At 76.9% G+C, this 25,442-nt stretch carries 20 protein-coding genes; 13 read left to right on the forward strand and 7 right to left on the reverse strand.

What is annotated here, in order from left to right:
• Positions 1–236 precede the first annotated feature (236 nt).
• Together ACH4B3_RS14865 and ACH4B3_RS14870 are read left to right on the forward strand one after the other, a co-directional pair.
• A complete protein-coding gene (locus ACH4B3_RS14865; protein WP_398463226.1) occupies positions 237–3,932 on the forward strand; it encodes a DNA polymerase III subunit alpha in 3,696 nt (1,231 codons plus the stop codon).
• Positions 3,929–5,062, forward strand: coding sequence for a helix-hairpin-helix domain-containing protein (locus tag ACH4B3_RS14870; RefSeq protein ID WP_398463227.1), 1,134 nt, complete (start codon positions 3,929–3,931; stop codon positions 5,060–5,062). Before ACH4B3_RS14865 ends, ACH4B3_RS14870 begins: the two co-directional genes overlap by 4 nt.
• Positions 5,063–5,096: 34 nt before the next feature.
• On the opposite strand, the gene ACH4B3_RS14875 is transcribed toward ACH4B3_RS14870, so the two are convergent.
• A complete protein-coding gene (locus ACH4B3_RS14875; RefSeq protein ID WP_398463228.1) occupies positions 5,097–5,774 on the reverse strand; it encodes an SGNH/GDSL hydrolase family protein in 678 nt (225 codons plus the stop codon).
• A 57-nt stretch (positions 5,775–5,831) separates the two neighbouring features.
• Here ACH4B3_RS14875 and ACH4B3_RS14880 point away from each other — a divergent pair, with 57 nt between their 5' ends.
• Complete coding sequence (locus ACH4B3_RS14880; protein ID WP_398463229.1) at positions 5,832–6,533, forward strand: TetR/AcrR family transcriptional regulator; 702 nt, start codon at positions 5,832–5,834, stop codon at positions 6,531–6,533.
• 291 nt (positions 6,534–6,824) lie between these two features.
• The gene (locus ACH4B3_RS14885; RefSeq protein ID WP_398463538.1) at positions 6,825–7,301 is read left to right on the forward strand and encodes an SRPBCC family protein; all 477 of its coding nucleotides are present in this window, start codon (positions 6,825–6,827) and stop codon (positions 7,299–7,301) included.
• Between the two features lie 252 nt (positions 7,302–7,553).
• Here the strand turns inward: ACH4B3_RS14885 and ACH4B3_RS14890 are convergent, their stop codons facing one another.
• On the reverse strand, positions 7,554–7,967 hold the full coding sequence (locus ACH4B3_RS14890) for an organic hydroperoxide resistance protein (protein WP_398463230.1): 414 nt from the start codon (positions 7,965–7,967) through the stop codon (positions 7,554–7,556).
• Between the two features lie 160 nt (positions 7,968–8,127).
• Here ACH4B3_RS14890 and ACH4B3_RS14895 point away from each other — a divergent pair, with 160 nt between their 5' ends.
• From ACH4B3_RS14895 to ACH4B3_RS14920, 6 genes are all read left to right on the forward strand, one after another.
• Entirely contained in the window at positions 8,128–8,697 is a 570-nt protein-coding gene (locus tag ACH4B3_RS14895; protein ID WP_398463231.1) for a MarR family winged helix-turn-helix transcriptional regulator, read from the forward strand.
• 79 nt (positions 8,698–8,776) lie between these two features.
• Positions 8,777–10,384: a carboxyl transferase domain-containing protein gene (locus ACH4B3_RS14900; protein ID WP_398463232.1), complete on the forward strand. Its 1,608-nt coding sequence runs from the start codon at positions 8,777–8,779 to the stop codon at positions 10,382–10,384.
• Positions 10,385–10,481: 97 nt separating this feature from the next.
• Positions 10,482–11,750: an acetyl-CoA carboxylase biotin carboxylase subunit family protein gene (locus ACH4B3_RS14905; RefSeq protein ID WP_398463233.1), complete on the forward strand. Its 1,269-nt coding sequence runs from the start codon at positions 10,482–10,484 to the stop codon at positions 11,748–11,750.
• Positions 11,747–13,600 carry an IucA/IucC family protein gene (locus ACH4B3_RS14910; RefSeq protein ID WP_398463234.1) on the forward strand — a complete coding sequence of 618 codons (1,854 nt, stop codon included), beginning with the start codon at positions 11,747–11,749 and terminating at the stop codon, positions 13,598–13,600. The genes ACH4B3_RS14905 and ACH4B3_RS14910 overlap by 4 nt, the downstream gene beginning before the upstream one ends.
• Positions 13,601–13,659: 59 nt before the next feature.
• On the forward strand, positions 13,660–15,486 hold the full coding sequence (locus ACH4B3_RS14915) for an IucA/IucC family protein (RefSeq protein ID WP_398463235.1): 1,827 nt from the start codon (positions 13,660–13,662) through the stop codon (positions 15,484–15,486).
• Between the two features lie 34 nt (positions 15,487–15,520).
• The gene (locus ACH4B3_RS14920) at positions 15,521–16,729 is read left to right on the forward strand and encodes a type III PLP-dependent enzyme (RefSeq protein ID WP_398463236.1); all 1,209 of its coding nucleotides are present in this window, start codon (positions 15,521–15,523) and stop codon (positions 16,727–16,729) included.
• A gap of 278 nt (positions 16,730–17,007) precedes the next feature.
• Here ACH4B3_RS14920 and ACH4B3_RS14925 read toward each other — a convergent pair whose 3' ends face one another.
• The 3 genes from ACH4B3_RS14925 to ACH4B3_RS14935 all read right to left on the reverse strand — a co-directional run bounded on the left by ACH4B3_RS14925 (position 17,008) and on the right by ACH4B3_RS14935 (position 19,812).
• A complete protein-coding gene (locus ACH4B3_RS14925; RefSeq protein ID WP_398463237.1) occupies positions 17,008–17,784 on the reverse strand; it encodes a class I SAM-dependent methyltransferase in 777 nt (258 codons plus the stop codon).
• A gap of 106 nt (positions 17,785–17,890) precedes the next feature.
• Positions 17,891–18,853 (reverse strand): GNAT family N-acetyltransferase, encoded by a 963-nt coding sequence (locus ACH4B3_RS14930; RefSeq protein ID WP_398463238.1) that lies wholly within the window; start codon positions 18,851–18,853, stop codon positions 17,891–17,893.
• A gap of 35 nt (positions 18,854–18,888) precedes the next feature.
• Positions 18,889–19,812 (reverse strand): GNAT family N-acetyltransferase, encoded by a 924-nt coding sequence (locus ACH4B3_RS14935; protein ID WP_398463239.1) that lies wholly within the window; start codon positions 19,810–19,812, stop codon positions 18,889–18,891.
• Between the two features lie 242 nt (positions 19,813–20,054).
• On the opposite strand from ACH4B3_RS14935, the gene ACH4B3_RS14940 reads away from it, so the two are divergent.
• The gene (locus ACH4B3_RS14940; RefSeq protein ID WP_398463240.1) at positions 20,055–20,432 is read left to right on the forward strand and encodes a GntR family transcriptional regulator; all 378 of its coding nucleotides are present in this window, start codon (positions 20,055–20,057) and stop codon (positions 20,430–20,432) included.
• 135 nt (positions 20,433–20,567) lie between these two features.
• Here ACH4B3_RS14940 and ACH4B3_RS14945 read toward each other — a convergent pair whose 3' ends face one another.
• On the reverse strand, positions 20,568–21,404 hold the full coding sequence (locus ACH4B3_RS14945) for an alpha/beta fold hydrolase (RefSeq protein WP_398463241.1): 837 nt from the start codon (positions 21,402–21,404) through the stop codon (positions 20,568–20,570).
• 131 nt (positions 21,405–21,535) lie between these two features.
• Between ACH4B3_RS14945 and ACH4B3_RS14950 the strand changes: the two genes are divergently transcribed.
• Together ACH4B3_RS14950 and ddaH are read left to right on the forward strand one after the other, a co-directional pair.
• A complete protein-coding gene (locus ACH4B3_RS14950; RefSeq protein ID WP_398463242.1) occupies positions 21,536–22,876 on the forward strand; it encodes a PLP-dependent aminotransferase family protein in 1,341 nt (446 codons plus the stop codon).
• 142 nt (positions 22,877–23,018) lie between these two features.
• A complete protein-coding gene (ddaH, locus tag ACH4B3_RS14955) occupies positions 23,019–23,798 on the forward strand; it encodes a dimethylargininase (RefSeq protein ID WP_398463243.1) in 780 nt (259 codons plus the stop codon).
• A gap of 48 nt (positions 23,799–23,846) precedes the next feature.
• Here ddaH and ACH4B3_RS14960 read toward each other — a convergent pair whose 3' ends face one another.
• Positions 23,847–25,016, reverse strand: a complete 1,170-nt coding sequence (locus ACH4B3_RS14960) for a DUF5925 domain-containing protein (protein ID WP_398463244.1) — start codon at positions 25,014–25,016, stop codon at positions 23,847–23,849.
• Positions 25,017–25,442: the final 426 nt, after the last annotated feature.

Here is a 25,442-nt window from a genome sequence, read left to right on the forward strand (position 1 = left end):
GTGCGGGTGGCGTGGCCCGTCCGGCCGAAGACGGTGCCATGGATCCCACGCATGGCGGCATCGCGGCCCGCGCGGCGGGGCGCCGCGGCCCGCGGGGGCGGTGGCCGGCCGGACGGTGGCCGGGCGGGGAAGCCGCCCCTGCCCGCGTGTCGCACGAATGTTCGAGGATTGGTCTATGGTGGAGAGCGGGGGAGACGACAGGCCGGTCAGGGGGTGCTGAGCAGCAGGAGGTGCGGATGCCGGGCTTCACGCATCTGCACACCGCTTCGGGATTCTCCCTGCGGTACGGCGCGGCGCACCCCGAACAGCTGGCGCACCGGGCCGCCGAGCGGGGCATGGACGCCGTGGCGCTCACCGACCGCGACAGCCTCGCCGGAGCGGTCCGCTTCGCCAAGGCCGCGGCCGTGGCCGGGGTGCGCCCGGTCTTCGGGGTCGACCTGGCGGTCGGCGAGGGTGCCCCGGAGGGCGGCGGTCCGCCGCCCCGGACGACGGCGCGGCGGCGGACCCCGGTGCGCGGCGGCGCGTTCGTCGACGAGCCCGCGCAACGGGTGACCTTCCTCGCCCGGGACGGCGCCCCCGCCTGGGCCGCCCTGTGCGGTCTGGTCTCCGCCGCCCACGCCCGCGGCGAGGCCCGCCCCGTGCTCCACCCGGAGGACCTGGCCGGCGCGGCCGCCGACGCCCTCGCCCCGCTGACCGTGCTGCTCGGCATGGACTCCGGTGTCGGCAGGGCGCTCGCCGCCGGCCGGCCCGACCGGGCCGCCCGGCTGCTGGCCCCCTGGCGGGAACTGTTCGGGGACGCGCTGCGGCTGGAGGCCGTCTGGCACGGCCGGACCGGCACCGGCCCCGGCTCCCTGCGGCTGGCCGCCCGTACCGTCGGTTTCGCCGCCGAGCAGGGCGTGCCGGCGGTGCTCAGCAACGCCGTCCGGTACGCCGACCCGGGTCAGGGCCCGGTCGCCGACGTGCTGGACGCGGCCCGCCGGCTGGTGCCGGTCGATCTGCGGCGGCCCGCGGCGCTCGACAGCGGCGAGGGCTGGCTGAAGGGGCCCGAGGACATGGCGCGGATCGCCGGGCGGATCGTGGAGGCGGCCGGATTCCGCCAGGACGCCGCGCACCGGCTGCTGGCGGAGACCCGGCGCACCGCCGCCGGGTGCGTGGTGGACCCCGAGGACGACCTCGGGCTCGGCAGTGTGCACTTCCCCGAGCCGCACCTGGTCGGCGCGGGCGGCGGCACCGCGGGCCGCCCGGGCCGGACCGCCGGACGGGTGCTGCGGGAGCGCTGCGCCGCCGCCATGGTGCTGCGCGGCCACGACCGGGACGAGCGGCGGTGGCGGCGGCTGGAGGACGAGCTGCGCACCATCGACCGGCTCGGCTTCGCCTCGTACTTCCTCACCGTCGCCCAGGTCGTCGACGACACCCGGGCGCTCGGCATCCGGGTCACCGCGCGCGGCTCCGGGGCCGGTTCGCTGGTCAACCACCTGCTCGGCATCGCGCACGCCGACCCGGTCGAGCAGGGGCTGCTGATGGAGCGCTTCCTGTCGGTGCGGCGGCGCGCGCTGCCCGACATCGACATCGACGTGGAGTCCGCGCGGCGCCTGGACGTCTACCGGGCGATCTTCGACCGCTTCGGGGCGGCCCGGGTCGCCACCGTCGCGATGCCCGAGACCTACCGGGTGCGGCACGCGGTGCGGGACGTGGGCGCGGCCCTGGGAATGGATCCGGCCGAGGTGGACCGGATCGCCAAGTCCTTCCCGCACATCCGGGCCAGGGACGCCCGGGCCGCCATCGCCGAACTGCCCGAGCTGCGGGAGCTGCGGGAGCGGGGCGAGCCGGCCGTGCCGCGTGTCGACGGCTGGGCGCAGAATCGTTTCGGCGGATTCTGGGGGCTGGTGGAGTCGCTGGACGCGCTGCCCCGGGGCATGGCCATGCACCCCTGCGGCGTCCTGCTCTCGGACGCCGGGCTGCTGGGCCGTACGCCGGTGGTGCCGACCAGCGGCGAGGGCTTCGCCATGTCGCAGTTCGACAAGGACGACGTGGAGGAGCTCGGACTGCTCAAACTCGACGTCCTCGGTGTGCGGATGCAGTCCGCCATGGCCCACGCCGCCCGGGAGGTCGAGCGGGTCACCGGACGGCCGCTGGACCTCGACGACCCGGCCCAGGTGCCACCCGGCGACCGCGCGACCTACGAGCTGATCAGGTCCGCCGAGACCCTCGGCTGCTTCCAGATCGAATCGCCCGGCCAGCGCGACCTGGTCGGGCGGCTGCAGCCCGCCACCTTCCACGACCTGGTGGTCGACATCTCGCTGTTCCGCCCCGGTCCGGTCGCGGCCGACATGGTGCGGCCCTTCATCGACGCCCGGCACGGCCGCGCCCGCCCCCGCTACCCGCACCCCCACCTGGAGGAGGCGCTGCGCGAGACCTACGGCGTCGTCGTCTTCCACGAGCAGGTGATCAGGATCCTCTCGATCATGACCGGCTGCGAACCCGACCTGGCGGACGAGGCGCGCCGCGCCCTGTCGGACCCCGGACGGCAGGGCCGGGTGCGGGCCTGGTTCCACGCCGAGGCGGCGGAGCGCGGGTACCGCCCGGAGGTGCTGGCGCGCACCTGGGAGATCCTGGAGGCGTTCGGCTCCTACGGGTTCTGCAAGGCGCACGCCGTCGCCTTCGCGGTCCCCACCTACCAGTCCGCCTGGCTGAAGGCCCATCACCCGGCCGCCTTCTACGCCGGCCTGCTCACCCACGACCCCGGGATGTACCCCAAGCGGCTGCTGCTGGCGGACGCGCGGCGGCGCGGGGTGCCGATCCTCCCGCTGGACGTGAACCGGTCCGACACGGCCTATCGAATCGAACTGGTGTCCGGCGACGGGGGTGACGGGGGGTCCGGTGCGCGGCCGGAGGAAGAGCCCGCCGGCGACCGGACCCTCGGGCTGCGGATGGCGCTCTGCGACGTCCGGGGCATCAGCGAGGCCGAAGCCGCGCGGATCGCCGCCGGCCGGCCGTACTCCTCGCTCCAGGACCTGTGGCTGCGCGCCCGTCCGGGACGGCCGGTCGCCGAACGGCTCGCCGAGGTCGGCGCGCTGGACCGGTTCGGTGGCAACCGCCGGGACCTGCTGCTCCGGATCGCCGAACTGCACCGCCACGGCTCCTCGCGCGGCGGGGCGCACGGCGGTCAGCTGCCGCTCGCCGAAGCCGCGGAGGCGGCCCCGGCCGGGCTTCCCGACCTCGGCCCGGCCGAGCGCGTCGGCGCCGAACTGGAGATCCTCGGCATGGACGTCTCCCGGCACCTGATGCGGGACCACCAGGTGTTCCTGGAGGAGCTGGGCGTGCTCCCGGCCAGGCGGCTGCGGACGGCCCGGCACGGCGAGACCGTCCTGGTCGCCGGGGCCAAGGCCGCCACCCAGACCCCGCCGATCCGCTCCGGACGGCGCGTCATCTTCGTCACCCTCGACGACGGCACCGGCCTGGCCGACCTCGCCTTCTTCGACGACAGCCACGAGGCGTGCGCGCACACCGTCTTCCACTCCTGGCTGCTGCTGGTCCGGGGAGTGGTCCAGCGGCGCGGCCCGCGCAGCCTCAGCGTGGTCGGATCGGCGGCGTGGAACCTCGGAGACCTGATCGAACTGCGCCGCACCGGGGGCCTGCCGGCGGTCGCGGCCGAACTCGCGGCGCCGGCCGGCCGTACCGCGGGAGCGCCGGACGGGCAGGCGCCGGAGCGGGTGACGGGGGCGGCGGACGGCCGGCCGCGGGGATCCGCGGCGCCCGACGACACCTTCGCCGCGCCGGCCGCGCAGGCGGGCGCGGCGGCCGGCGCCGACCGCCGCATCCAGCTGCCCACCGGGTACGAGATGCACCCGTGGGCCGACCTCAGACCGGCCGGCGAGGGGGCCGCGACCGGCCGCAAGCTGTGGCACGCGAGCCCGGGGAGCGCGGGATGACACCGGAGAGCGGAACGGCCCGGCGGAACCCGGGGACGGCCGGCGGGCCGGGGCCGGGCGCGCGGCTGCCGGTGCCCGCCCGGCGGACCACCGGCCGGCCGCCCGGCGTGCTCTACCTGCGGTTCCACACCGCCGGCGGAGCGGAGCCGGGGGCGGAGACGTACCAGGGGCTGCTCGCCCTGCTCACCGAGCTGACCCCGGTGGTCGAGGCGCTGCCGCCGGACGCCGCGCTGGCCGATGTCCGGGGCGCGCTGCGCTACTTCGACCGGGACGCGGCCGGCCTGGCGGAGATCGTCCGGGTCCGGGCGCTGGCCCGGTACGGCGTCGACTGCACCGTGGGCGTCGCCGCCAACCCGCTGCTCGCCCGGATGGCGGCCGCCGCGCACCTGGAGCACGCCGGACGGTCCGCGGGCCGGGGCGGCGGCCCGGCCGGCGCGGTCCGTACCGTCCCCGACGACCCGGAGGCGGTGGCCGCCTTCCTCGCCCGCAGGCCGGCGACCGCCCTGGACGGCGTCGGACCGGCGACCGCCCGGGCCCTGCGCGCGTACGGGCTGGACAGCGTCGAGCGGATCGCGGCCGCACCGCTGCCCACCCTGCAGCGCATCCTGGGCGCGGCGGCCGGGCGGCGGGTCCAGGAGCGGGCGCGCGGCATCGACCCGGCGCCCGTCACCCCCAACGCCCCCGCCCGCTCCCTCGCCGCGGAACACCGTTTCGACCACGACGAACTGGACCCCGGCCGGCGCCGCCGCGCCCTGCTGACGCTCGCCGACGGCCTCGGGGCCCGGCTCCGCGCCGAGGGCCGGGTGGCCCGCACCCTCACGCTCACCGTGCGCTACGCGGACCGGTCGGTGACCACCCGCGGCCGGGCGCTGCCGGAACCGACCGCGCACACCCCGGTGCTGGTCGCCACCGCCTACGCCCTGCACACGGCGTTCGGTCTGGAGCGGGCGCGGGTCCGGTCCCTGAGCCTGCGGGCGGAGGGGCTGGCGGACGCCGGGTCCGCCGCGCACCAGCTGACCTTCGACCCCGCGGACGACAAGGCGCGGCGCATCGAAGCCGCCGCCGACCGGGCCCGGGCGCGGTTCGGCGCGGGCGCGGTCCGGCCCGCGGGCCACCTGCGCGCCGCCTAGCCCGCGCCGGCCGCGCGGACCGCCGGCGGCCGCCTCAGCGGCGCGCGGCGAGCAGGCCGGCGAGCCCCCGGACCACCTCGGCGGCCAGCACCGCCTGGCCCGACATGGCGAAGTGGATCCGGTCGGCGCTCAGCAGGTCCGGGCGGGAGTTGACCGGGTGGTCCCACATGTCGACGAGTACGGCGCCGTGTTCCCGGGCGAGTCCGCGGGTGAGGGCGTTGACCCTGCGCACCCTGTCCGGCCAGTCCGGGAACCCCGGCACCACGAAGGCGCTGCCCAGGGTGAACGCCGTCAGCTGCGCACCGGTGCCCGCGGCGAGGGCGAACAGCCGCCGCAGATCCCGCTCGATCGCCGGGAAGTCCGGCGCCGCGCGGAACAGGTCGTTCGCCCCGCAGGGCAGATGGACCAGATCGGGGCCGAACGCGGCCAGCCGGTCCGCCTGTGCGGCCAGTGTCCCGGCGGTCGTCGCGCCGGTCTCGGCGGTGTTCAGGTAGGCCAGATCGGGGTGTACCCGGCGCAGGACGTCGGCGACCCGGTCGGGCCAGCCCAGGGTGGCGTACCCCGGGCTGGGGTCCCCGGTCCCGGCCGAGAGGCTGTCGCCGACGGCGGCGAACCGGCGCCAGGGCGCGCCGGCGAGGAGTTCCGCGGCGCGCGCCGGCGGCAGGCAGAAGGGGTCGGACTCTTCGGTGAGGATCCTCGCGGTGGCGGTCACGGAAATGAACGTACGACCGTTCGTGCTTTTCTGGCAAGGCATGGCAGGATGGCCGCCATGAGCGAGAGCGAGCGGCGATCGGCTGCCGGCGCGGCACCCGGCCCGGCCGGCCGGGGCGACGGCGACCCGTCCGGGGGCCGGCCCGGGCCCGGCGGGGCAAGGACGACCGACCGGCGGCTGCTGCGCGGCGAGCGGGCCCGGCGGACGATCGCCCGGCACGCCGTCGACGTCGCGTCCCGGGAGGGGCTCAACGGGCTCAGCATCGGCCGGCTCGCGACCGACCTCGGGCTCAGCAAGAGCGGGGTGGCGACCCTGTTCGGGACGAAGGAGCGGCTGCAGCTCGCCGCTGTCGCGTCGGCACGGGAGGCGTTTCTCGACGCGGTCGTGCGGCCCGCCTCGGCCGCGCCCGCCGGAGCCGCCCGGCTGCGCGCGCTGACGGAGTGCTGGATCACCTACGCCGAGGCGCCGCTGTTCGCCGGCGGCTGCTTCTGGGTCGCGAACCTCGCCGACTTCGACAGCCGGCCGGGGCCGGTCCGGGACGCGCTGTCCGGACAGCACCGGGACTGGCTCGCGCTCCTCGCCGGAGAGCTGCGGCACGCCGCCGGCTCCGGCGAGATCGCCCCGCTCGACGCCGACCTGGCGGCCTTTCAGCTGGACGCGGTGCTCACCGCCGCGAACATCGCGCTGCGGCTGGGGGAGGCGGACGTCGTGGACACGGTCCGCCGGGTGACCGACGGGCTCCTCGCGCCCCGCCGCTGACCGCGCCGGCCGGAGCCGGAGAGCGGGCCCGGGACGGCACCGTCCCGGCCGGCACCGTCCTGTTCGGCGCCGGAGAGCGAGCCCCGGTCGGCGGAAGAGCCTCGCGGTGGGTGCCCCGAAGGGCCCGGGCGGCGGCGGAGCCGATCCGCGCCGGCCGGCCGAGGCTCCGGGTGCCGGGGAGGGGCGCCGCGGCTAGGGTCGGGGCAACTCGCCGAGCAGCACGGCCAGGCGCGCCACGCCTGGCCGCGTGGTCGTGGCGCCGGTCCCGACGGGAGAAGGAGCGTGGTCGGTCTGTCCCGGAACCGCCGGTTGATCCTCAGCCCGCCGTCCAGGGTCTGGGGCTTGCTGTCGGACGGCTATCGCTACGGGGAATGGGTCTCGGGAACGCGGCGGATCCTCGCCGTCGACCCGCACTGGCCGGACGTGGGCGCCCGGCTGCACGTCAGGGTCGGTGCCGGCCCGGTGGTCCTCGACGACACCTGCGTGGTTCGCGTCTGCGAGCCGCGACACCGCCTGGAGCTGGAAGCGAAGGCGGAACCCTTCGGCGCGGCCCGCATCGCCATGAACCTGATCCCGTGGGGCGGGAACACCCTGTTCGTCCTCGACTGGCACCCCCTGCGAGGTCCCGGTATCCGGATGCACGGGCTCCCGGTGGACTACATCGTCTCGATCCGCAACGGCATGATGCTGACGAAGCTGGCCCGGATCGCGGTACGGGAGAGCCACGGAAGCGTCGACGGCGCCGCGCGCGGCGCCCGGAGCGGGTGAGCGGGGGGAACCGCACCGGGGCGGGCCCTTCGGCTTCCGGCCGTACCCCGTGCGGCCGACGACCCCTCTCCACGGGCTCCGGCCGGCGGAAAGCCGGTGCCCCTCGCACACCGGTGTCCCGGTGCGGGAGGGGCACGGCCGTGCGCGGGTGCGGGCCGCCCTGCGACGGCACCGCGTTCGTTCCGGCCGACCTCGGCACGGCCGTGCGCGGGCCGGGGCCGCCCGGCCCCGGCCCGCGCGCTCAGCCGGTGGTCACTCGGTGACCAGCTCGACCGGGATGTTGCCGCGGGTGGCCTTGGAGTACGGGCACACCTGGTGGGCCTGCTCGACCAGTCCCCGGCCGGTCTCGCCCTGGAGGTTCTCCGGCAGCTCGACCCGGAGCGTGACCTTGATCGCGAAACCGCCGGTCTCGTCCTTGCCGATGCCGACCTCGGCGGTCACCGAGACGTCCTTGGTGTCGATCTTCGCCTGGCGGCCCACGACACCCAGCGCGCCGGCGAAGCAGGCGGCGTAACCGGCGGCGAACAGCTGCTCCGGGTTGGTGCCCTGCCCGTCGCCGCCCAAGGCCGGCGGGGGAGCCAGCGGCAGGTCCAGCTGACCGTCGGAGCTCACGGCCCGTCCCTCGCGGCCGTTGGCCGTGGCTACCGCGGTGTACAGCGCGTCCATGAAAACCATCCTTGCCTGCGTCGCTTGCGTCATGCCGCGGGCCGGGTCAGGGGCCGGTCCGCGGGTGTCCGGGGGCGTTCGGCGTCGTTCCGTGCCGACCGCCGGGCAGAACAGTAGTGCACAACTTAGTTGTGTACAACCAAAAGGTAGGCTTGGGGGCATGGCACGCCCCTCGGAACCCCCGGCGCAGACCCCCGCCGCCTCGGCCGACGAGCACGACCTGCTCCGGCTCGACCTCCAGATCTGCTTCGCCCTGCACGCCGCCTCCCGCGCCTTCGGCGGCGTCTACCGCCAGGTCCTCCGGGAGACGCGGCTGACCTATCCGCAGTACCTGGCGCTCCTGGTGCTCTGGGAGCACGGCGAGATGCCGGTCAAGCGGCTCGGCGACCACCTCCGCCTGGATTCCGGGACGCTCTCCCCGCTGCTCAAGCGCATGGAAGGGGCCGGGTTGGTGCAGCGCGAGCGCAGTGCCCACGACGAGCGCTCGGTCACCGTCCGGCTCACCGCGGACGGCGCGGCGCTCAAGGCGGACGCCCAGGCCGTCCCCCGGAAGGTGATCGCGGCCAGCGGCCTGGACCCGCGGGAACTCACCGACCTGCGGAACCGGCTGCACCGGCTGACCCGGGCGCTGGACTCCGCACTCGACGCCGGGGCCGGGCTCGACGTCCCCGGCTCCGACGCCCCCGCGCCGGAGCGCCGGCCGCCCGGGGCGGCCGGCGGGGAGGGCTGACCGCGCACCGCCCGGCGGCCCCGATGCGCCGCCGGTGCCCGGGCGCGAGCCCGACACCGCCCCGTGCGAAGGTGGTCCCATGACCGGAGCACCCGCCCGTACCTCCGCACTCCAGCTGATCGAGACCGTCTCCGACCCCGGCACCTGGCGCTCCTGGGACGAGCCGGTCGCCCTCACCACCGAGGACCCCGACTACCGCGCCGATCTGGAGCGGGCCCGGGCGCGCACCGGCCTCGACGAGTCCGTCCTCACCGGTGAGGGCCGGGTCGCGGGCCGCCGGGTCGCCGTCGTCGCCTGCGAGTTCCGCTTCCTCGCCGGATCGATCGGCGTGGCGTCCGGGGAGCGGCTGGTGCGGGCGGTGGAACGGGCGACCCGGGAGCGGCTGCCGCTGCTCGCCGCGCCCGCCTCCGGCGGGACCCGGATGCAGGAGGGGACCGTCGCGTTCCTGCAGATGGTGAAGGTCGCGGCGGCCATCACCGAGCACAAGGCGGCCGGACTGCCCTACCTGGTGCATCTGCGCCATCCGACGACCGGCGGGGTGCTGGCCTCCTGGGGATCGCTGGGCCACGTCACCTCGGCGGAACCCGGCGCGCTCATCGGCTTCCTGGGGCCGCGGGTGCACCAGGCGCTGTACGGCGAGGAGTTCCCGGCCGGAGTGCAACTGGCCGAGAACCTGCTGGCGCACGGACTGGTCGACGCGGTGCTCACGCCACCGCAACTGGCCCAGGTCGCCGCGCGGGTGCTGCGGGTCCTGTGCGCGGACGGCGCCGGCCGGCCGGACCCGGTGCCCGAAGGGGCGCCCGGCGAGGCGCGCACCCAGTCCGGCGGGGAGGCCGCGGCGCCGTCCGCCGAGACGTCCATCCGCCGCTCCCGGGAACCGGGCCGCCCCGGCGTACGCGACCTGCTGCGCGCCGCGGCCGAGGACGTCACCCCGCTCAGCGGCACCGGCGCCGGCGAGCACGACCCGGGTCTGCTGCTCGCCCTGGCGCGGGTGGGCGGCACGCCGTGCGTGGTCCTCGGCCACGACCGGCACCCGGCCGACGGCCCCGGCCAGGCCCTCGGTCCCGCCGGACTGCGCACCGCCCGGCGGGGCATGCGGATCGCGGCCGAACTCGGTCTGCCGCTGCTGACGGTCGTCGACACCGCGGGCGCGGCACTCAGCCGGGAGGCCGAGGAGGGCGGCCTGGCCGGTGAGATCGCCCGCTGTCTGGCCGACATGGTCGCGCTGCCCGCGCCCACCCTGTGCCTGCTGCTCGGCCAGGGGGCCGGCGGCGCCGCGCTCGCCCTGCTGCCGGCCGACCGGGTGCTCGCCGCGCGGCACGCGTGGCTCTCCCCGCTGCCGCCGGAAGGCGCGTCGGCGATCCTCTACCGCACCACCGCCCGGGCGTACGAGATCGCGGGCCGGCAGGGGGTGCGCTCCGCCGACCTGGCCGCGCACGGCATCGTGGACCGGATCATCGAGGAGGACGAGCCGCCGGGCGCGGCGGACCGGCCGCGAACGGGTCCGGCGGCGGGCGCCGCCGGACCGGGGGAGGCCGCCGCGGAGCGGGAGTCCGCCGCGGACGCCTTCCTGTCCCGGCTCGGCGGTGTCCTCGGCGCCGAACTCGCCGCCCTACGGGCCCAGGACGAGGCGGAGCGGCTCGCCGCCCGCCGGGCCCGGCACCGGGGCCTGGGCCTGCCGGGGTGACCTCCCGGTGCCGTCGGTTGACGGCGAATCACCATCAAAGGTGCGCTTGGGCCAGGTGAATTGACAAGATTAGGCTTGCCTAACCTAATGTCTCTCCGTGCACGAGAACGATCTCGAAGCGGCCTCCGAGCAGCCGCCCGCGCGGCGGCTCCACCTCCTCGCGCTCAACCCCACCGACTCGGTCACCGAGGGGTTCCTCCCGGCCGCCGCCCGGCTCGGCCTGGCCGTCACGCTCCTCACCGACCAGCCCGAAGCCCATGAACGCGCCCTGGCGCGGCGGGCCGCCGCCGGCGGCCCGCTGCCCGAACTGACCGTCACCCGCTGCGCGGTACGCGACTTCCGAGAGGTCGTCAGCCATCTCGCCGCCCAGCCCCGGCGGCCCGACGCGGTCTTCACCAACAGCGATCACCTGCAGACCCAGGCCGCACTCGCCGCCGACTTCCTGGGGCTGCCCGGCAAGGACTGGCGCGCCGCGCTGCGCACCAAGAACAAGGCCGAGCTGCGCCGCGCGCTCGCCGCCGCGGGTGCCGACACCGTCTGGTCCGCCGAACTGCCCGCCGGCCACGACCCGGCCGCACTGCTCGCCCAGGACCCCCCGTTCCCCTGCGTGGTCAAACCCCGGGAGGGCGTCGCCAGCGAGGACGTCTTCCTCGTCGCCGGCCCCGCCGAACTCCGCCGGCGCTGCCGGGAGACACAAGACCGCCGGCCCGGCGAGGCACTGGTCGTCGAGGAGTTCCTGGACGGACCGGTGCAGACCCTGGAGACCCTCGGCGACGGACGCACCCTGCACGCCTTCGCCTCCTTCCGGACCGACATCTCCCCACCCCCGCACTTCATCGAGGAACGCCTGGTCCTGCTCCCCGAGCCGCCGCAGCCGCACACCGAGCGGGTCCTCGCCCAACTCCGCGCCCTCGGCGTCGGCTTCGGCGCCTGCCACACCGAGTACGTGGTCCAGGGCGACCGGGCGCGGCTGATCGAGGTCAACTACCGCTCCATCGGTGACCAGTGCGACCTGGTGCTCGCCGAACTGCTCGGCGTCCCGCTCTTCGAGCACATCCTCCGCACCCACCTCGGCGAGCCGCTGCCCGCCGCACTCGGCGCCCGGACCGGTGCCCGGGCGCGCCTGGAGTACATCACCGCCCACCGGGCCGGGCGGCTGGTGTCGGCACCCGCGGCCACCGCGTACCGGACCGGCGGGGTGCGCCTGGACTACCGTCCGCTGCGCGAGACCGGCACCGAGCGGCCGCTGCACCACACCAACCGCGACTTCCTGGGCGTACTCCGGGCCACCGGTACCGACCAGCACCGGATCGACCGCGCGGTCGCGGAGTTCCTGGCCGCGCACCGATGGGAGATCGCGCCATGAGCGAGCGGCACACCGTCCCCGGCCCCCGGCCGCAGCCCCCGCCCCGCGGGGCCCCGGACGCCCCGCCCGGCCCGGACGCGGAGGAACGCGAGCTGCTGCGGCGGGTGGTCACCACGCTGCTGCGGGAGGACGCCTACGGGCTCCGCAGCCGCTCCCGGCCCGTCCACCGGCCCGACGGAGACTGGCTGCGCACCCCCCTGGACGGCGCCGGACACCTGCTGCTCCCGGTCGGCCCGGACGGCTTCCTGAGCGAGCTGGCGCTGCGGCGCCCGCTGCTGGAGCACCACCCGGCCGACGGCACCCCGGCCGCCCGGCTCACCACCCTCGACGCCGTGCTCGCGGTCCTGCGGCCGGCCGCCGGACCCGACGACCAGGACCGGTACGCCACCTTCGCCGCCGAGTGCCGCGCCGAACTCGAAGCCGCACGCCACCGGACGCGCCTGCGGCCCGGAGTCCTCGCCCGGCTCGCCGCGGTCTACGGCGACCGGCCCGCCGCACAGTGGACCGGCCTCGCCGGGGCCCTCGCCCACGACACCCTCGCCGCCTTCCGCGGCCACCCCGTCCACCCCACCAGCCGCGCCCGGCACGCCCTCGCCCCAAACCGGCAGGACCCGTACGCGCCCGAGACCCACCCGGTCTTCCCGCTGCGCTGGATCGCCCTGCCGCGGGACGCGGTCGCCGGCCACCCGGGGCGGCTGCCCGCCTGGTGGCCCACGCCCGGACTGCTCGGACTGCCCGTCCCGGACCGCGGCCACCTCGCCGTGCCGGTGCACCCGCTCACCGCCGACCGGGCGCTGCCGGAGGCCCTGGCCGCGACCGGCCTCACCGCCGCCCCCCTCGCCGACCCCGCCCGCCACCCCGGCCCGCGGGTCCGGCCCACGCTCTCCATGCGGACCGTCGCCGTCGTGCACGACCTCGCCGTCCACCTGAAACTGCCGCTGCCCACCGCGACCCTCGGCGCGCTCAACCGGCGCACCATCAAGCCCGGCACCCTCACCGACGGGGCGGTGGCCCAGCGGCTGCTCGAGGCGGTGCTCTCCCGGGAACCGGCCCTGGCCCGTACCCTGCTGTTCGCCGACGAGACCACCCATCTCCACGCCGGGCACGAACTCCTCGCCGTGCTCGTGCGCCGGTACCCGGCCGGGCTCGACGGGTGCCGGGTGGTCCCGGTCGCGGCCCTGCCCGCCGCCGGTCCCACCGGGCAACCGGTCGCGCAAGCGCTCGCCGAGCACTTCTACGGAGGTGACCTGACCGCGTTCCTGGACGCCTACCTCACGGTGCTGTTCGCCGTCCACACCACCCTCTTCGGCTACGGCATCGCCCTGGAATCCCACCAGCAGAACACCTCCGTGGTGCTCGACCGGACCGGTGACGGCCGGCCGAGGCTGCGGCTGCTGGTCAAGGACCACGACGGGCCGCGGGTCCACCCCGGCCGGCTCGCCGCGGCCCTCGGCCGCGACGGCCCCCGGCAGGCCGCCGACCTGTGCCGGTTCGACGACCCGCGCATCCTGGTGGACGACGACGGCCCGGCGGCCGACGTGTTCACCACCATCACCGTGCACCTGTGCGCCGCCGCACCCCTCTTCGAGCTGGCCGCGCTCGGCACGCTGCCGCGCCCGGCCGCGGCCGCCCTGCTCCGCCACCGCCTCGCCGAAGCCGTCGACCGCCTCGGCACCGCCCCGGGCACCCCCGGCGCCGTGCTCCGCGCCCGGCTGCTGGAGGCCGACCGGCTGCCGGTCAAGGCGATGGTGACCGCGGGCACCCTGTACTCCAAGCGCCGCTCCGGCGCCGCCGACATCAACAAGCACTACACCAGCGGGCCGAACTACCTCCGCCAGGCCGCCCCATGACCGGCCGGCCGCTCGGCCGGGCCACCGCCCCCGGCCAACCGACCCCGCAGGAGTCCCGCATGCCCTTGCCCCGGACGGCGGTGGCACCCGCCGATCACGTCGTCGCGCACACCCTCCTCAACTGCCTGCTCCGCGAGGTGTCCCAACGGGAACACCACACCGCCGTGCACGACGGCCGGCTGCTGCTGCGGCTGCCGCGCAGCGGGGTGCTGCTGCGGGTGGCCCTCCGCCGCACCTCGCTCATCGGCGCCCACCGGTTCACCGGCCCGGTCACCGAGCGGTCCCCCGGGCGCGGCTGGACCGAGGTGACCTGGAGGGCCCTGGCCCGGCACATCCACCGGGAACTCCGGCTGCGCACCGGCGTGTCCAACGACGAGTTCCTGGCCCAGGTCGACTCCAGCCACGCGGGCGTCAGCGCCGCGCTGGCCCGGCTCACCGGCCGCCGGCCCGGCGCCGGCCCGGACCCGGGCCTCCGCGCCGCCCCCGGGGCCCGGCCCGGACCCGGCCCCGTCCCCGGCCCCCGCGCGCCCCGGCCGGCCGCCGGCACCGCCGTGGCCCCGGTCCCCGGCCCGGAACTGGACGCCGACCCCTATCTGCAGTCCGAGCGGTCGCTGGTCTTCGGCCACCGGTTCCACCCGACCCCCAAGGCCCGCAGCGGCAGCGCCGAGCAGTGGCTGCGCTACGCGCCCGAGGCGGCCGCCCGCTTCCCGCTCCACCACCTCGCGGTGCGCCGTGAGCACGTACGGGAGGAGGCGGCCGCACCCGCCGCGCTCGACGTGCTCGACCGCCAGCGGCAGGTGCCCGACGGCTACCGGCTGCTGCCCGCGCACCCCTGGCAGTACGCCATGCTCCGCGAGCACCCGGCGCTGCGCGCCGCCCTGGACCGCGGCACCGTCCTCGACCTGGGGCCCGGCGGCCGGGACTTCGCCCCCACCGCCTCGGTCCGCACCCTCTACGACGGGCGCGACTTCCTGAAGTTCAGCCTCCACGTCCGCATCACCAACTGCCTGCGGAAGAACGCCGACTACGAGCTGGCCGGGGCCGTCGCCCTCACCCGCCTGCTGGAACCGGTCGCCAGCAGCCTCGCCGCCCGCTTCGCCGGCTGCGAGCTGCTCCGCGAACCGGCGTACCGCACGCTCGACCTGGGCACCCGTCAGCTCGTGGAGGGACTGGGCGTCATCGTGCGCGAAGGGCTCGCCGCACGGTTGCGGCCGGGACTGACCGCGCTGCTGGCGGCGGCGGTCGCCGACGAGTACCCCACCGGCCCGGCGCACGTCTCCCGGCTGCTGGACGGCGCCGGGCCCGAGGAGACGCTGGCCTGGTGGGAGAGGTACCTGAGCCTGCTGGTGCCGCCGGTGCTCGCCGCCTACTTCGACCACGGGGTGGTCCTCGAACCCCATCTGCAGAACGTCGTCGTCGGGGTCGACGGGGCCGGCGTCCCCCGGCAGATCCTCCTCCGCGACCTGGAGGGCACCAAGCTCCTCGCCGGCCACCACCGCGCCGCGCTCGCCGCGCTGCCCCCGGCCGTGGCCCGACCGCTCACCTACGATCCGGCACGCGGCTGGGACCGCGTCGTCTACTGCCTCCTCGTCAACCACCTCGCCGAACTGCTCGCGGCCCTCGCCGACCAGCACCCGGCCCTGGAGGCCGCCCTGTGGTCGGCCGTCCGCCGGGTGCTGGCCGGGTGCGCCGCGGCCCACGGCCGGCCGGCCCGGCTCACCGAACTGCTCGCCGGCGCGCCGCTGCCCGCCAAGGCGAACCTGCTCACCCGCTGGGGCCGCAAGGCCGACCGCGACGCCGGATACGTCCGGATCGCCAACCCGCTCGCGCCGGGTCCGGTGTCCGAGGCCACCGCCCGGGCGACCCGCCCGGCGCCGGACGGCTGACCGTCCGCCGCCCGACCTCCAGGAGAGCCCACCCGTGATCACCGAACCGGTCGCCGCCCTCGCCGGGGACCTCACCGAGGACGATCTGCCCGCCTACCTCTACGACCTGGAGGCACTGGCGGCGCACGCGCGGACCGTGCGCGCCGCCCTGCCCGGCCGAGTGGAGCTGTACTACGCGGTCAAGGCCAACCCGGCGCCCGAGATCCTCACCGCGCTGGCCCCGCACGTCTCCGGTTTCGAGGTGGCCTCCGGCGGCGAGCTGACCCATGTGCGGCAGACCGCCCCCGAGGTCCCGGTGGCCTTCGGCGGCCCCGGCAAGACCGAGGCGGAGCTGCGGCTCGCCCTGGACCGGGGGGTGCACCGCATCCACGTGGAGAGCGAGTCCGAACTGCGGCTGCTGGCCCAGCTCGCCGCCCGGCGGCCGGCCCCGCCCGGCGGCCGCGCGGACGGCTGCGTCGCCGACGTGCTGCTCCGGGTCAATCTGCCCACCGGTGCGCGGGCCCTGGACGGCGCCGCGCTGACCATGGGCGGCAGGCCCACCCCGTTCGGGCTCGATCCCGACCGGCTCGCCGGCTGCCTGCCGCTGCCGGCCGGCAGCCGGCTGCGGCTGCGCGGTATCCACGCCCACCTGGCCAGCGGGCTGGACGCGCCCGCCCAGCTCGAACTCGCCGAGCGGATCACCTCCTGGGCCAGGGAACTGACCGACCGGCACGGCCTGCCGCTGGAGGAGGCGAACATCGGGGGCGGCATGCAGGTCGACTACACCCACCCGGAGCGGCGCTTCGACTGGGCCGGGTACGGGGCGGGGCTGGCCGCGCTCGCCGACCGGCACCCGGGGACCGTGCTGCGCATCGAGCCCGGCCGTGCCCTGACCGGCTACTGCGGCTGGTACGTCACCGACGTCCTCGACGTGCGGTACAGCGGTGGCGAGGCGTTCGCGGTGCTCCGCGGCGGCACCCACCACCTGCGCACGCCCGCCGCCAAGCAGCACGACCACCCGTTCACCGTGCTGCCCCGGGACGGCTGGCGCCACCCCTGGCCGCGGCCCGGCGCGCACGGCGAACCGGTGACGCTGGCGGGCCAGCTGTGCACCCCCAAGGACGTGCTGGCCCGCCGGGTCCCGGTCGACCGGATACGGGCCGGTGACCGGGTCGCCTTCGCGCTGGCCGGCGCCTACGCCTGGAACATCTCGCACCACGCGTTCCTGATGCACCCGGCCCCCGCCTTCTACTTCCTGGGGTGACCCCGCCCCGGCCCTCCGTGCCCGCTCCGGCGCCCGCCCGCCCCCGGGCCGAACAGCCCAGCCCCGGCACCGGTCCTCTGGTCCGGCGCGGCGGCCGGCGGTTCGCGGCCCGGCCCGCGGCCCGGCCCGCGGTCCGCGCCCCGGGACGGGAACGGGCCGACCGCCGCCGGACCGGAGCGGTCCGCGGAAGCGGCCCGGCCGAGCCGTCCCGGACGCGCGCCGGCCGGCAGCCCGGCCGGGAGCCGCCCGCCCCAGGCCCTCCGTGCGGGCCCGACCGGCTACGCCCCGGGGCGCGCCGTCCCCGCACGCACCCCGACCGTGAGGTCGACCACGTACGGCTCGTCCAGCACCCCGTCCGGGAACCGCGCCAGCAACTCGGCCCGCTCCGCGGCCAGCACCGGTTCCGCGTCGGCGCCCATCACCGCCAGGTAGGAGTGGCTGCCCAGGGTCCGGAGCCGGTCCTCCACCGTGATCCGCCGGGACCAGGACAGGACCTCCGAGCGCGCCCGGAACCCCGCCGCGGCCAGCGGCGCCGCGGCGGCGCCGGGTGCCCCGTGCGCCCGGTGCGTCGGGCAGCGCCCGGCCAGCCGGGCCTCCTGCTCCGCCACCCAGGGCACACCGAGATCCGGCACGTTCCACCACAGGGCGACCGCGCCGCCCGGCCGGAGCACCCGCCACGCCTCCGGCAGCGACCGCCGCGGGTCCGTCCAGTGCCACGCCTGCGCGTAGGTGACCACGTCGGCGGAGGCGTCCGCGAACGGCAGCGCGTCGCCGACAGCCCGCACCAGGGGGACGGCCGGCAGCGCGGCGCTCAGCTCCGCGGCCATCGCCGCGCCCGGCTCGACCGCGGTCACCCGTGCCCCCCGGGCCGCCAGCAGCCGGGTGGCGATGCCGGTACCGGCGCCGACGTCCAGCACCTCGGCACCGGCCAGCGCCCGCCCGGCCAGTTCCTCCACGGCGGTGAAGAGCGCGGGCGGATAGTCCGGCCGGGCGGTGGCGTACTGGGCCGCGACGGAGTCGAAGGACGAGGCGAGATCTGCTCGGGAGACAGCCATAGGGACATGGTCGGCACCGCCCCCGCACCGTCAAGCCCACCGGTCGCCGCCCACCCGTCGCCCCCCGCCCGCGGCCCACCCGTCACCCCCCCGCCCGCGGCCACGCTCAGCGGTGGTGGTCCCGGGTCCGGGCGGCGAGTTCGGCCGCGTAGCGCTGCTCGGTGCCCGCCGGCCGGTACCCGAACCACTCGTTGACCGCCAGCATCGGGGCGTTCCCGGTGTCGTTGCCGGTGTACGCCCAGGTGCAGCCGGCCGACCGGGCCAGGTGGAGCGAGTGGTTCTTCACGAGCTTGGCCAGCCCGCGGCCGCGGTGGGCGCGCACGGTGCCGGTCATCGCCGACAGATAGCCGCCCCGGCCGTCGGTGCGCGCGGTGGCGAACGCCGCTACCGCGCCGTCGACCAGGGCCACCGCGGTGAGGTTCCGGTCCAGGTCGGGATCGGCCCAGTACAGCGAGAGCCAGTCCGGGTAGGACAGCGTGTCGCCAGGGGTGTCGCTCGGCTCGTCCGACGTCGTCTCGGCGTCCGCGAGGTACAGCGGCCGGGGATCGTCCGCCAGGTCGGCGGCGGTGCACAGCCGCACGCCGGGCGGCGGCGCGGCCGGCCGGGGCAGCGGCGTGTTCCGCAGGTCCAGCCGGAGGTAGCGGGCGACGCGCAGCGGCCGGTAGCCGCGCTGCACCGCGAAGGCGCGGGAGCGCTCGTCGGCCAGAGCCCAGGCGAAGACCGATTCGGCCCCGAGGCCGGCCAGGTACCGCTCGGCCTCGGCGAGCAGCGCGCCCCCCGCGCCCCGGCCCCGCGCGTCCGGGTGCACCATCGGGTTGGCGAACGCCTGCCCGGGCTCGCTGCTGTCGAACGCCAGGCCCACCCCGGCGCAGCCCACCACCTCGCCGTCCGCTTCGACTTCGGCCACCAGCAGCCGGAACCGCTGGGCGGCGGGCGCCCCGGTGACCTGCCAGGCCAGGCCGGCCGGGCTCATCACGTGGAACGGGCGCACCAGCCGGCGCATCCCGAGCAGACTCCCGGCGTCCGCCGGCCGGAAGTCCCGGACCACGACCCCGGCCCGACCCGTCATCCCGCGGCTCCCTCCGGCTCGCCGGACCTCGGCCCTCAGACCGTCAGCTCCCGTACGTAGCGCCACTCCGACGCCGCGGGCCGGAAGCCGAGCCAGGTGTTGACCGCCAGCATCGCGGCGTTCCCGGTGTCGTTGCCGGCGAACGCCTCGGTGCAACCGGCGGCGCGGGCCCGGTGCAGCGCCTGCGACTTGGTGAGCTTCGCCAGTCCCCGCCCCCGGTGGGCGCGCACCGTGCCGGTGCCGCCCGACATGCAGCGGCCGTGCCCGTCGGTGTGCACGATGCTGTACGCGGCGACCACTCCGTCCACCAGCGCCACGGTGCTGAGTTCACGGCTGCGGTCGGGCCGCTCCCAGGTGGTCCGCAGCCACTCCTCGTAGGACTCCCCGCCCGCGCCGACATCGCCCGGCTCGTCCGGGGCGGCCGCCGCCTCCGCCTCGTAGCACGGCCGTGGATCGTCGGCGAAGTCGGCGGCGGCGCGCAGTTCCACGCCCGCGGGGACCGGCCCGGGGCCGGGGAGGCCGTCCGCCGTCAGGTCCAGTCGCAGGAAGCGCGAGCCGCGGCTGCGCCGGTAGCCGCGGCGCTCCGCGAAGGTGATGCAGGGCCGCTCGTCGAGCGTCCATATGTAGACGGCGGTCGTGCCCAGCCCGGCGAGGTACTCCTCGGCGCTGTGCAGCAGCGCGGTTCCGACGCCCTGGCCCCGGTGGGCAGGGTGTACGTGCACATCGGCGAAGGCGCGGCCGGCGTCGCCGCCCTCGGTGAAGACCCCGGTGGGGGCGGAACCCACCACGGTCCCGTCGGCCTCGGCGACCAGCAGCCGATGGCGGCGGTCGGCGGGGGCGTGGGCCACCTCCCAGGCGACGCCCTCGGCGGTGGTCACCAGGTAGGGCCAGGCGGCGCGGCGCGCCTCGGCCACCGCTTCGGCGTCAGACGCGCGGAAGTCGCGCACGATCAACGTCATGAGGTCGGAGGGTACGTCGTGGGAGGGGACCGCGCCGCATCATTTCCGGGCGTTGGATGGCTTGAAGTCGCGGTACCGGCCGTCCCGTCGGACAGGCGTCCGGGCGGCGCCGGGCCGGGTACCGCCCCAGGTCATCTCCACCACCCGGGGCGCGGCAGCGGGACGCGCCGCCGGTGGACCGGTGCCTTCGGTGGCGGAGAATGGAGGACCGACGCAACCGGCATCCTCCTGGGAGTTCCACCGTGGCCCTGCAGATCACCGTCGACCCGGACTCGGCGACCGCTCCGTTCGAGCAGGTCCGCGCACAGATCGCCGAACAGGCCAGGTCCGGGGCGCTGCCGGTGGGCTACCGGCTGCCGACCGTGCGCGGCTTCGCGGAGGAGCTGGGGCTCGCGGCCAACACCGTGGCCAAGGCGTACCGGGCGCTGGAGGCGGACGGCGTGGTGGAGACCCGCGGCCGCAACGGCACGTTCGTCGCCGCCGCCGGGGACGCCGCGCTCCGGGAGGCCGCGAGTGCCGCGGCCGCCTACGCCCGGCGCGCGCACCGGCTCGGTCTGGACCGCGCCGCCGCGCTCGGCGCCGCGGCCGACGCGGTGCGCGCGGTGTACGAGGAGGAGTGAGCCCCGGGCGCGGAACGGCCGGTACGCGACCGCGGCGCGGGCCGGCCGGGATCCGCGGAGCCGCCCGGGGCCCGTGCCACCGCCCCGCCCGGCGCACCGGTCCGGTGCGCCGGCCCGGAGCGGGCGGGCGCCGGCTCAGACCCCGCTGCGGCCGGCCGTGGCGGCGGCGACCCGGTCCAGGAACTCCAGCAGCAGGGCGTTGAACTCCTCGGGCCGCTCCAGGTTCGGCAGATGGGCGGCGCCCGGCACCACCCGCAGCCGGGAGCCGGGGACCAGCCGGTGCATCGTCTCCGCGTCGGCCACCGGCGTGAACTCGTCGTCCGCGCCGACCACGATGAGCGTGGGCACGGTGACCCGGCCCAGGACCGGCCGGTAGTCCGGGCGTTCGGCACGGCCGCGCAGCGCCGCGGCGGCGCCCTCCGGCGGGGTGCCGCCCATCATCAGCCGGACATGGGTGGCGACGTCCGGCAGTGCCGCCACGTTGTACGGCGCCACCATCTTCGTCAGCACCTCGTCGGCGTACGGGGCCATGCCCTCGCGCAGCAGCCGGTCCGCGGTCTCCCGGCGCCAGGCGCGGCCGGCCTCCGTATCGGCCTCGGCGGAGGTGTCCGCGAGCAGCAGCCCGCGCACCCGCTCCGGGAAGAGCCGCTGGAACTCCATGACGATCTGGCCGCCCATCGACAACCCGCCGAGCGCCACGCCGTCGATCCCCGAGCGGTCCAGCAGCGACGCCAGGTCGGTGGCGAAGACCGACAGCGGGGTGCTGCCCGGGACCACCGTCGACTCCCCGTAGCCGCGCAGGTCGGGCGCGAGGACCCGGTACCCGGCCGCGGTGGCGGCGGCGATCTGCGGATGCCACATGGACCGGTCGAAGGGGTGGCCGTGGACCAGCAGCAGCGGCACCGGGCAGTCCCGGGGGCCCAGGTCGTCGTAGCCGATCGCGATCCCGTTCGCGGACGTCGCACTCATCATCGGATCCCCGTTCTCCCGCCTGTGCCGACCGGACGAGTCGGATGCTAGGCGGGTCAACTGAGCGAGTGCAATACTGACTTTGCACTCGGAGCAATGGTGCGCAATGAATTGATGCGGCGTCGGAGGGGCGGATGACCGAGGACTACCGGAGCGCGGCCGACGCGGTCGCCGACGACATCGCCGCCGGGCGGCTGCGCCCGGGGGACCGGCTGCCCACCCAGCGGGCCTTCGCCCGGGCGCACGGCATCGCCAACTCCACCGCCGCCCGGGTCTACCGCGAACTGACCCGCCGCGGCCTGGTCGTCGGCGAGGTCGGTCGCGGCACCTTCGTCCGCGCCGACCCGCCGGCCCCCGGCCCGGCCCTCGCCGAACCGGCCGCGCACCGCGTCGACCTGGAGCTCAACTACCCGCTGGCGGGCCGGCAGACGGAACTGCTGGCCGCCGGGCTGGCCCCGCTGCTCCGCCCCGACATGCTGGAATCCGCCCTCCGGCCGGTCGGCGCGACCGGCACCCCCGCCGCCCGCGAGGCGGTCGCCGCACTGCTCGCCCGGCCCGGCTGGCGACCCGCGCCGGACCGGGTGCTGTTCGCCGGCAGCGGGCGGCAGGCCATGGCCGCGGCGGTCGCCGCGCTGGTGCCGCCCGGCGGCCGGCTCGGTGTGGAGGAGCTGACCTACCCGGTGCTCAAGGCGGTCGCCGCCCGTCTGGGCGTCACCCTGGTACCGCTGGCCACCGACGGCGCGGGGGTGCGGCCGGACGCCCTCGCCGCCGCCTGCCGGACCGGCCGGCCGCACGCCCTCTACCTCCAGCCGACCCTGCACAACCCGCTGGCCACCACGATGCCGCCGGGCCGCCGCGCCGAACTCGCCGAAGCCCTGGAACGGTGGGACCTGTACGCGATCGAGGACACCATCTGGGCGTTCCTGTGCGACGGCCCGGCGCCGCTGGCGGCGGACGCCCCGGACCGCACCCTCGTGATCGACAGCCTCTCCAAGCGGCTCGCGCCCGGTCTCACCGCCGGCTTCGCGGTCGCCCCGCCCCGGCTCGCCGACCGGTACGCCGCCGCGCTGCGCTCCGGCGGCTGGACGGCCGCCCGCTTCCCGCTGGCGGCGGCGACCCGCTGGATCGGCGACGGCACCGTGGACCGGCTGGTCCGCGCCAAGCGGGACGACGCGGCGGCCCGCCAGCGGATCGCGGCCACCCGGCTGGCCGGGTTCACCCTGCGCACCGACCCCGCCGCCTACTTCTGCTGGTGGGAACTGCCCGCGCCGTGGCGGGCGGAGACCTTCGTGGCCGCGGCCGCCCGCCGGGGCATAGCCGTCACCCCGGCCGCCGCGTTCGTGGTCGGCACCGGCCGGGCCCCCGGAGCGGTCCGCGTCGGACTGGCCTCCCCGCCGCCGGAGGTGCTCGGTGCGGCGCTGGACACCCTGGCCGCGCTCGCCCGCCGCACCCCGGAGGACGTGGACGCGTACTGAGCCGGCCGCCGACGCCCCGCCCGGCGCCGCGATCCGGAATGATCCGGACCGCGACGGCCGCGCGCGGACTCCCCGGTGGTGTACCCGCGCGGTCCCGGGCCGCGCGGCCGGCCGGCCGCGCCGAGAGCGAGGAGACCCGACCATGACCCGCAGTGCCAAGGCGCTCGTCCGGCGCCCCAGCCCCCGCCTCGCCGAGGGGCTGATCACCCATGTCGACCGCCGCCCGGTCGACGCCGCCCTGGCGCTGCGCCAGTGGCGGGGCTACGTCGAGGCCCTCCGCGCACACGGCTGGGAGACGGTCGAGGTGCCCCCGGCGGACGACTGCCCGGACGGGGTGTTCATCGAGGACGCCCTGGTGATGTACCGGAACGTGGCCCTCATCGCCCGGTCCGGGGCGGACTCCCGCAGGCCCGAGACGGCCGCCGCGGAGGAGACGGTGGCCGCCCTCGGCTGCTCGGTCAACCGGGTGCGGGCGCCGGGCACCCTGGACGGCGGCGACGTCCTCAAGATCGACGACACCCTCTACGTCGGGTGCGGCGGACGCACCAACGCCGAGGGCGTCCGGCAGCTCCGCGCCGCCTTCGAACCGCTCGGCGCGCGGGTGGTCGCGGTACCCGTCGGCAGGGTGCTGCACCTGAAGTCCGCCGTCACCGCACTCCCCGACGGCCGGGTCATCGGCTACCCGCCGCTCGTCGACGACCCGGGCGCCTTCCCCCGGTTCCTGCCCGTCCCGGAGGAGGCCGGCGCCCATGTGGTGCTGCTCGGCGGCGGGCGGCTGCTGATGGCCGCGAGCGCGCCGCGCACCGCCGCGCTCCTCGGTGGCCTCGGGTACGAGCCGGTCCCCGTCGACATCGGGGAGTTCGAGAAGATGGAGGGCTGTGTGACCTGTCTGTCGGTCCGGCTGCGCCACCTCTGCGCCTGATCCGCGCGCCGGTCCCGCGGGCCGCCCGGGCCCGGACGGCCCGCGGGGTCACAGGTACAGTCCGGCGTCCGCCGCCGCGGCCGGAGCCGGCACCGAGGCGGGCCCGGTGCCCCGGCGCAGCGCGAACAGCTCGGCCAGGGTGGCCCCGTCCCGCCCGACGCCCTCCTCGCGGCCGAGCCAGCTCACCGCCTCCGCCCGGCTGAGCGCGCCCACCTCGATCCGGGCCAGGCAGCGGCCGGGCCGGACGACGGCCGGGTGCAGCCGCTCCAGGTCCTCGTTGGTGGTCACCCCGACCAGGACGTTGCGGCCCTGGCCGAGCAGCCCGTCGGTCAGGTTCAGCAGCCGGGACAGCGCCTGGCCGGCGGTGTGCCGCGCCTCGCCGCGGATCAGCTCGTCGCAGTCCTCCAGGAGCAGCAGCCGCCAGCGGCCGCCGGCGGCGCCGTCGTCCTCGCCGATGGCGATCTCCATCAGATAGCCGACGTCGTTGAAGAGCAGTTCCGGGTCGAGGACGCAGTCCACCTGGCACCAGTCCTGCCAGGCGCGGGCCAGGGTGCGCAGCGCCGAGGTCTTGCCGGTGCCGGGCGGGCCGTGCAGCAGCAGCAGCCGTCCGGCGATGCTCTCCGGGGTGAGCTTCACCAGCCCGTCCACCGCGTCGGCGACCGGTGCGGAGTAGTTGCCGCGGATCTCCTCCCAGGTGCCCGCCGAGACCTGGCGCGTGGTGCGGTACGGGCCGCGCCGCGGCGAGAGGTACCAGAACCCCATGGTGACGCTCTCCGGTTCGGGTTCCGGTTCGTCCTCGGCCCCGTCCACCGCCTGGCGCAGCACCCGTTCGGCGAGGTCGTCGTCGACGGCCGTCACGGTCACGTCCGCGCCCGGGTTCCACCGGGACACCAGCAGGGTCCAACCGTCGCCCTCGGCGAGGGTGGCGCTGCGGTCCGCGTCCCGGGCCGCCCGCAGCACCCGGGCGCCCGGCGGCAGCATCGTCGCCCCGGCCCGGACCCGGTCCACGGTGCGGCTGCGCGCGAACGGCTGCTCACCGGTGGCGAAGCGGCCCAGGAACAGGGCGTCGATGACGTCCGCGGGGGAGTCGTTGTCGTCCATGTTCAGCCGGACCGGCAGCGAGGTGTGGACCGGTGCGGTCCCGGTCGCCGGGGACGGGTCGGCCGGGGTGGCGGGCAGGGTCTGCCTCCGGGAATCGGAGCTGCGGTCGGCGCACATGGTGCACATGATCCGCCACCCGGGGGGTCGGCGTACACGGATTTCGGCGCGGGGCCCGACGGCCGCGCGGGCGGCGCCTCCCGCACGGCCCGGCCCAGCGGGTGGGACCGGCGGCCCGGTGTCACCCGCCCGGGTGGCACCGGGCCACCGGCGATGCCCTCGCGAGGATCCTCCGCACCGGTGGCGCGCGGGGTGCGCGCGAGCGGGGGTCGCGCACGGCACGCCGTGCGCTTGATCCGGATACGCCGGAGCCGTCCCTGATCCGGTTCAAAGTTTTCCTATCAACCCGCATAGATCAATGGTTTTCGCGGCATGACATAGCCATGTCATCCGGCCGCAATGATCAGCGTGGCCCGGCGGACGGTCTGTGCCGGTTCGCCTCGATCCACGAGGTGATCCGCCTGAAACAGAGACAGCAGTGATCCT

Origin of the sequence: Streptomyces sp. NPDC018031 (assembly GCF_044327625.1) — a bacterium.
Classification (GTDB): domain Bacteria; phylum Actinomycetota; class Actinomycetes; order Streptomycetales; family Streptomycetaceae; genus Streptomyces.

Bases quoted from the DNA above. Each gene is read 5' to 3' on its own strand.
- ACH4B3_RS14870 (WP_398463227.1), top strand. From the start codon at position 3,929: ATGACACCGGAGAGCGGAACGGCCCGGCGGAACCCGGGGACGGCCGGC.
- ACH4B3_RS14865 (WP_398463226.1), top strand. From the start codon at position 237: ATGCCGGGCTTCACGCATCTGCACACCGCTTCGGGATTCTCCCTGCGG.
- ACH4B3_RS14945 (WP_398463241.1), bottom strand. From the start codon at position 21,404: ATGATGAGTGCGACGTCCGCGAACGGGATCGCGATCGGCTACGACGAC.
- ACH4B3_RS14915 (WP_398463235.1), top strand. From the start codon at position 13,660: ATGCCCTTGCCCCGGACGGCGGTGGCACCCGCCGATCACGTCGTCGCG.
- ddaH (WP_398463243.1), top strand. From the start codon at position 23,019: ATGACCCGCAGTGCCAAGGCGCTCGTCCGGCGCCCCAGCCCCCGCCTC.
- ACH4B3_RS14910 (WP_398463234.1), top strand. From the start codon at position 11,747: ATGAGCGAGCGGCACACCGTCCCCGGCCCCCGGCCGCAGCCCCCGCCC.
- ACH4B3_RS14895 (WP_398463231.1), top strand. From the start codon at position 8,128: ATGGCACGCCCCTCGGAACCCCCGGCGCAGACCCCCGCCGCCTCGGCC.
- ACH4B3_RS14930 (WP_398463238.1), bottom strand. From the start codon at position 18,853: ATGACGGGTCGGGCCGGGGTCGTGGTCCGGGACTTCCGGCCGGCGGAC.
- ACH4B3_RS14890 (WP_398463230.1), bottom strand. From the start codon at position 7,967: ATGGACGCGCTGTACACCGCGGTAGCCACGGCCAACGGCCGCGAGGGA.
- ACH4B3_RS14900 (WP_398463232.1), top strand. From the start codon at position 8,777: ATGACCGGAGCACCCGCCCGTACCTCCGCACTCCAGCTGATCGAGACC.
- ACH4B3_RS14960 (WP_398463244.1), bottom strand. From the start codon at position 25,016: ATGTGCGCCGACCGCAGCTCCGATTCCCGGAGGCAGACCCTGCCCGCC.
- ACH4B3_RS14925 (WP_398463237.1), bottom strand. From the start codon at position 17,784: ATGGCTGTCTCCCGAGCAGATCTCGCCTCGTCCTTCGACTCCGTCGCG.
- ACH4B3_RS14935 (WP_398463239.1), bottom strand. From the start codon at position 19,812: ATGACGTTGATCGTGCGCGACTTCCGCGCGTCTGACGCCGAAGCGGTG.
- ACH4B3_RS14880 (WP_398463229.1), top strand. From the start codon at position 5,832: ATGAGCGAGAGCGAGCGGCGATCGGCTGCCGGCGCGGCACCCGGCCCG.
- ACH4B3_RS14950 (WP_398463242.1), top strand. From the start codon at position 21,536: ATGACCGAGGACTACCGGAGCGCGGCCGACGCGGTCGCCGACGACATC.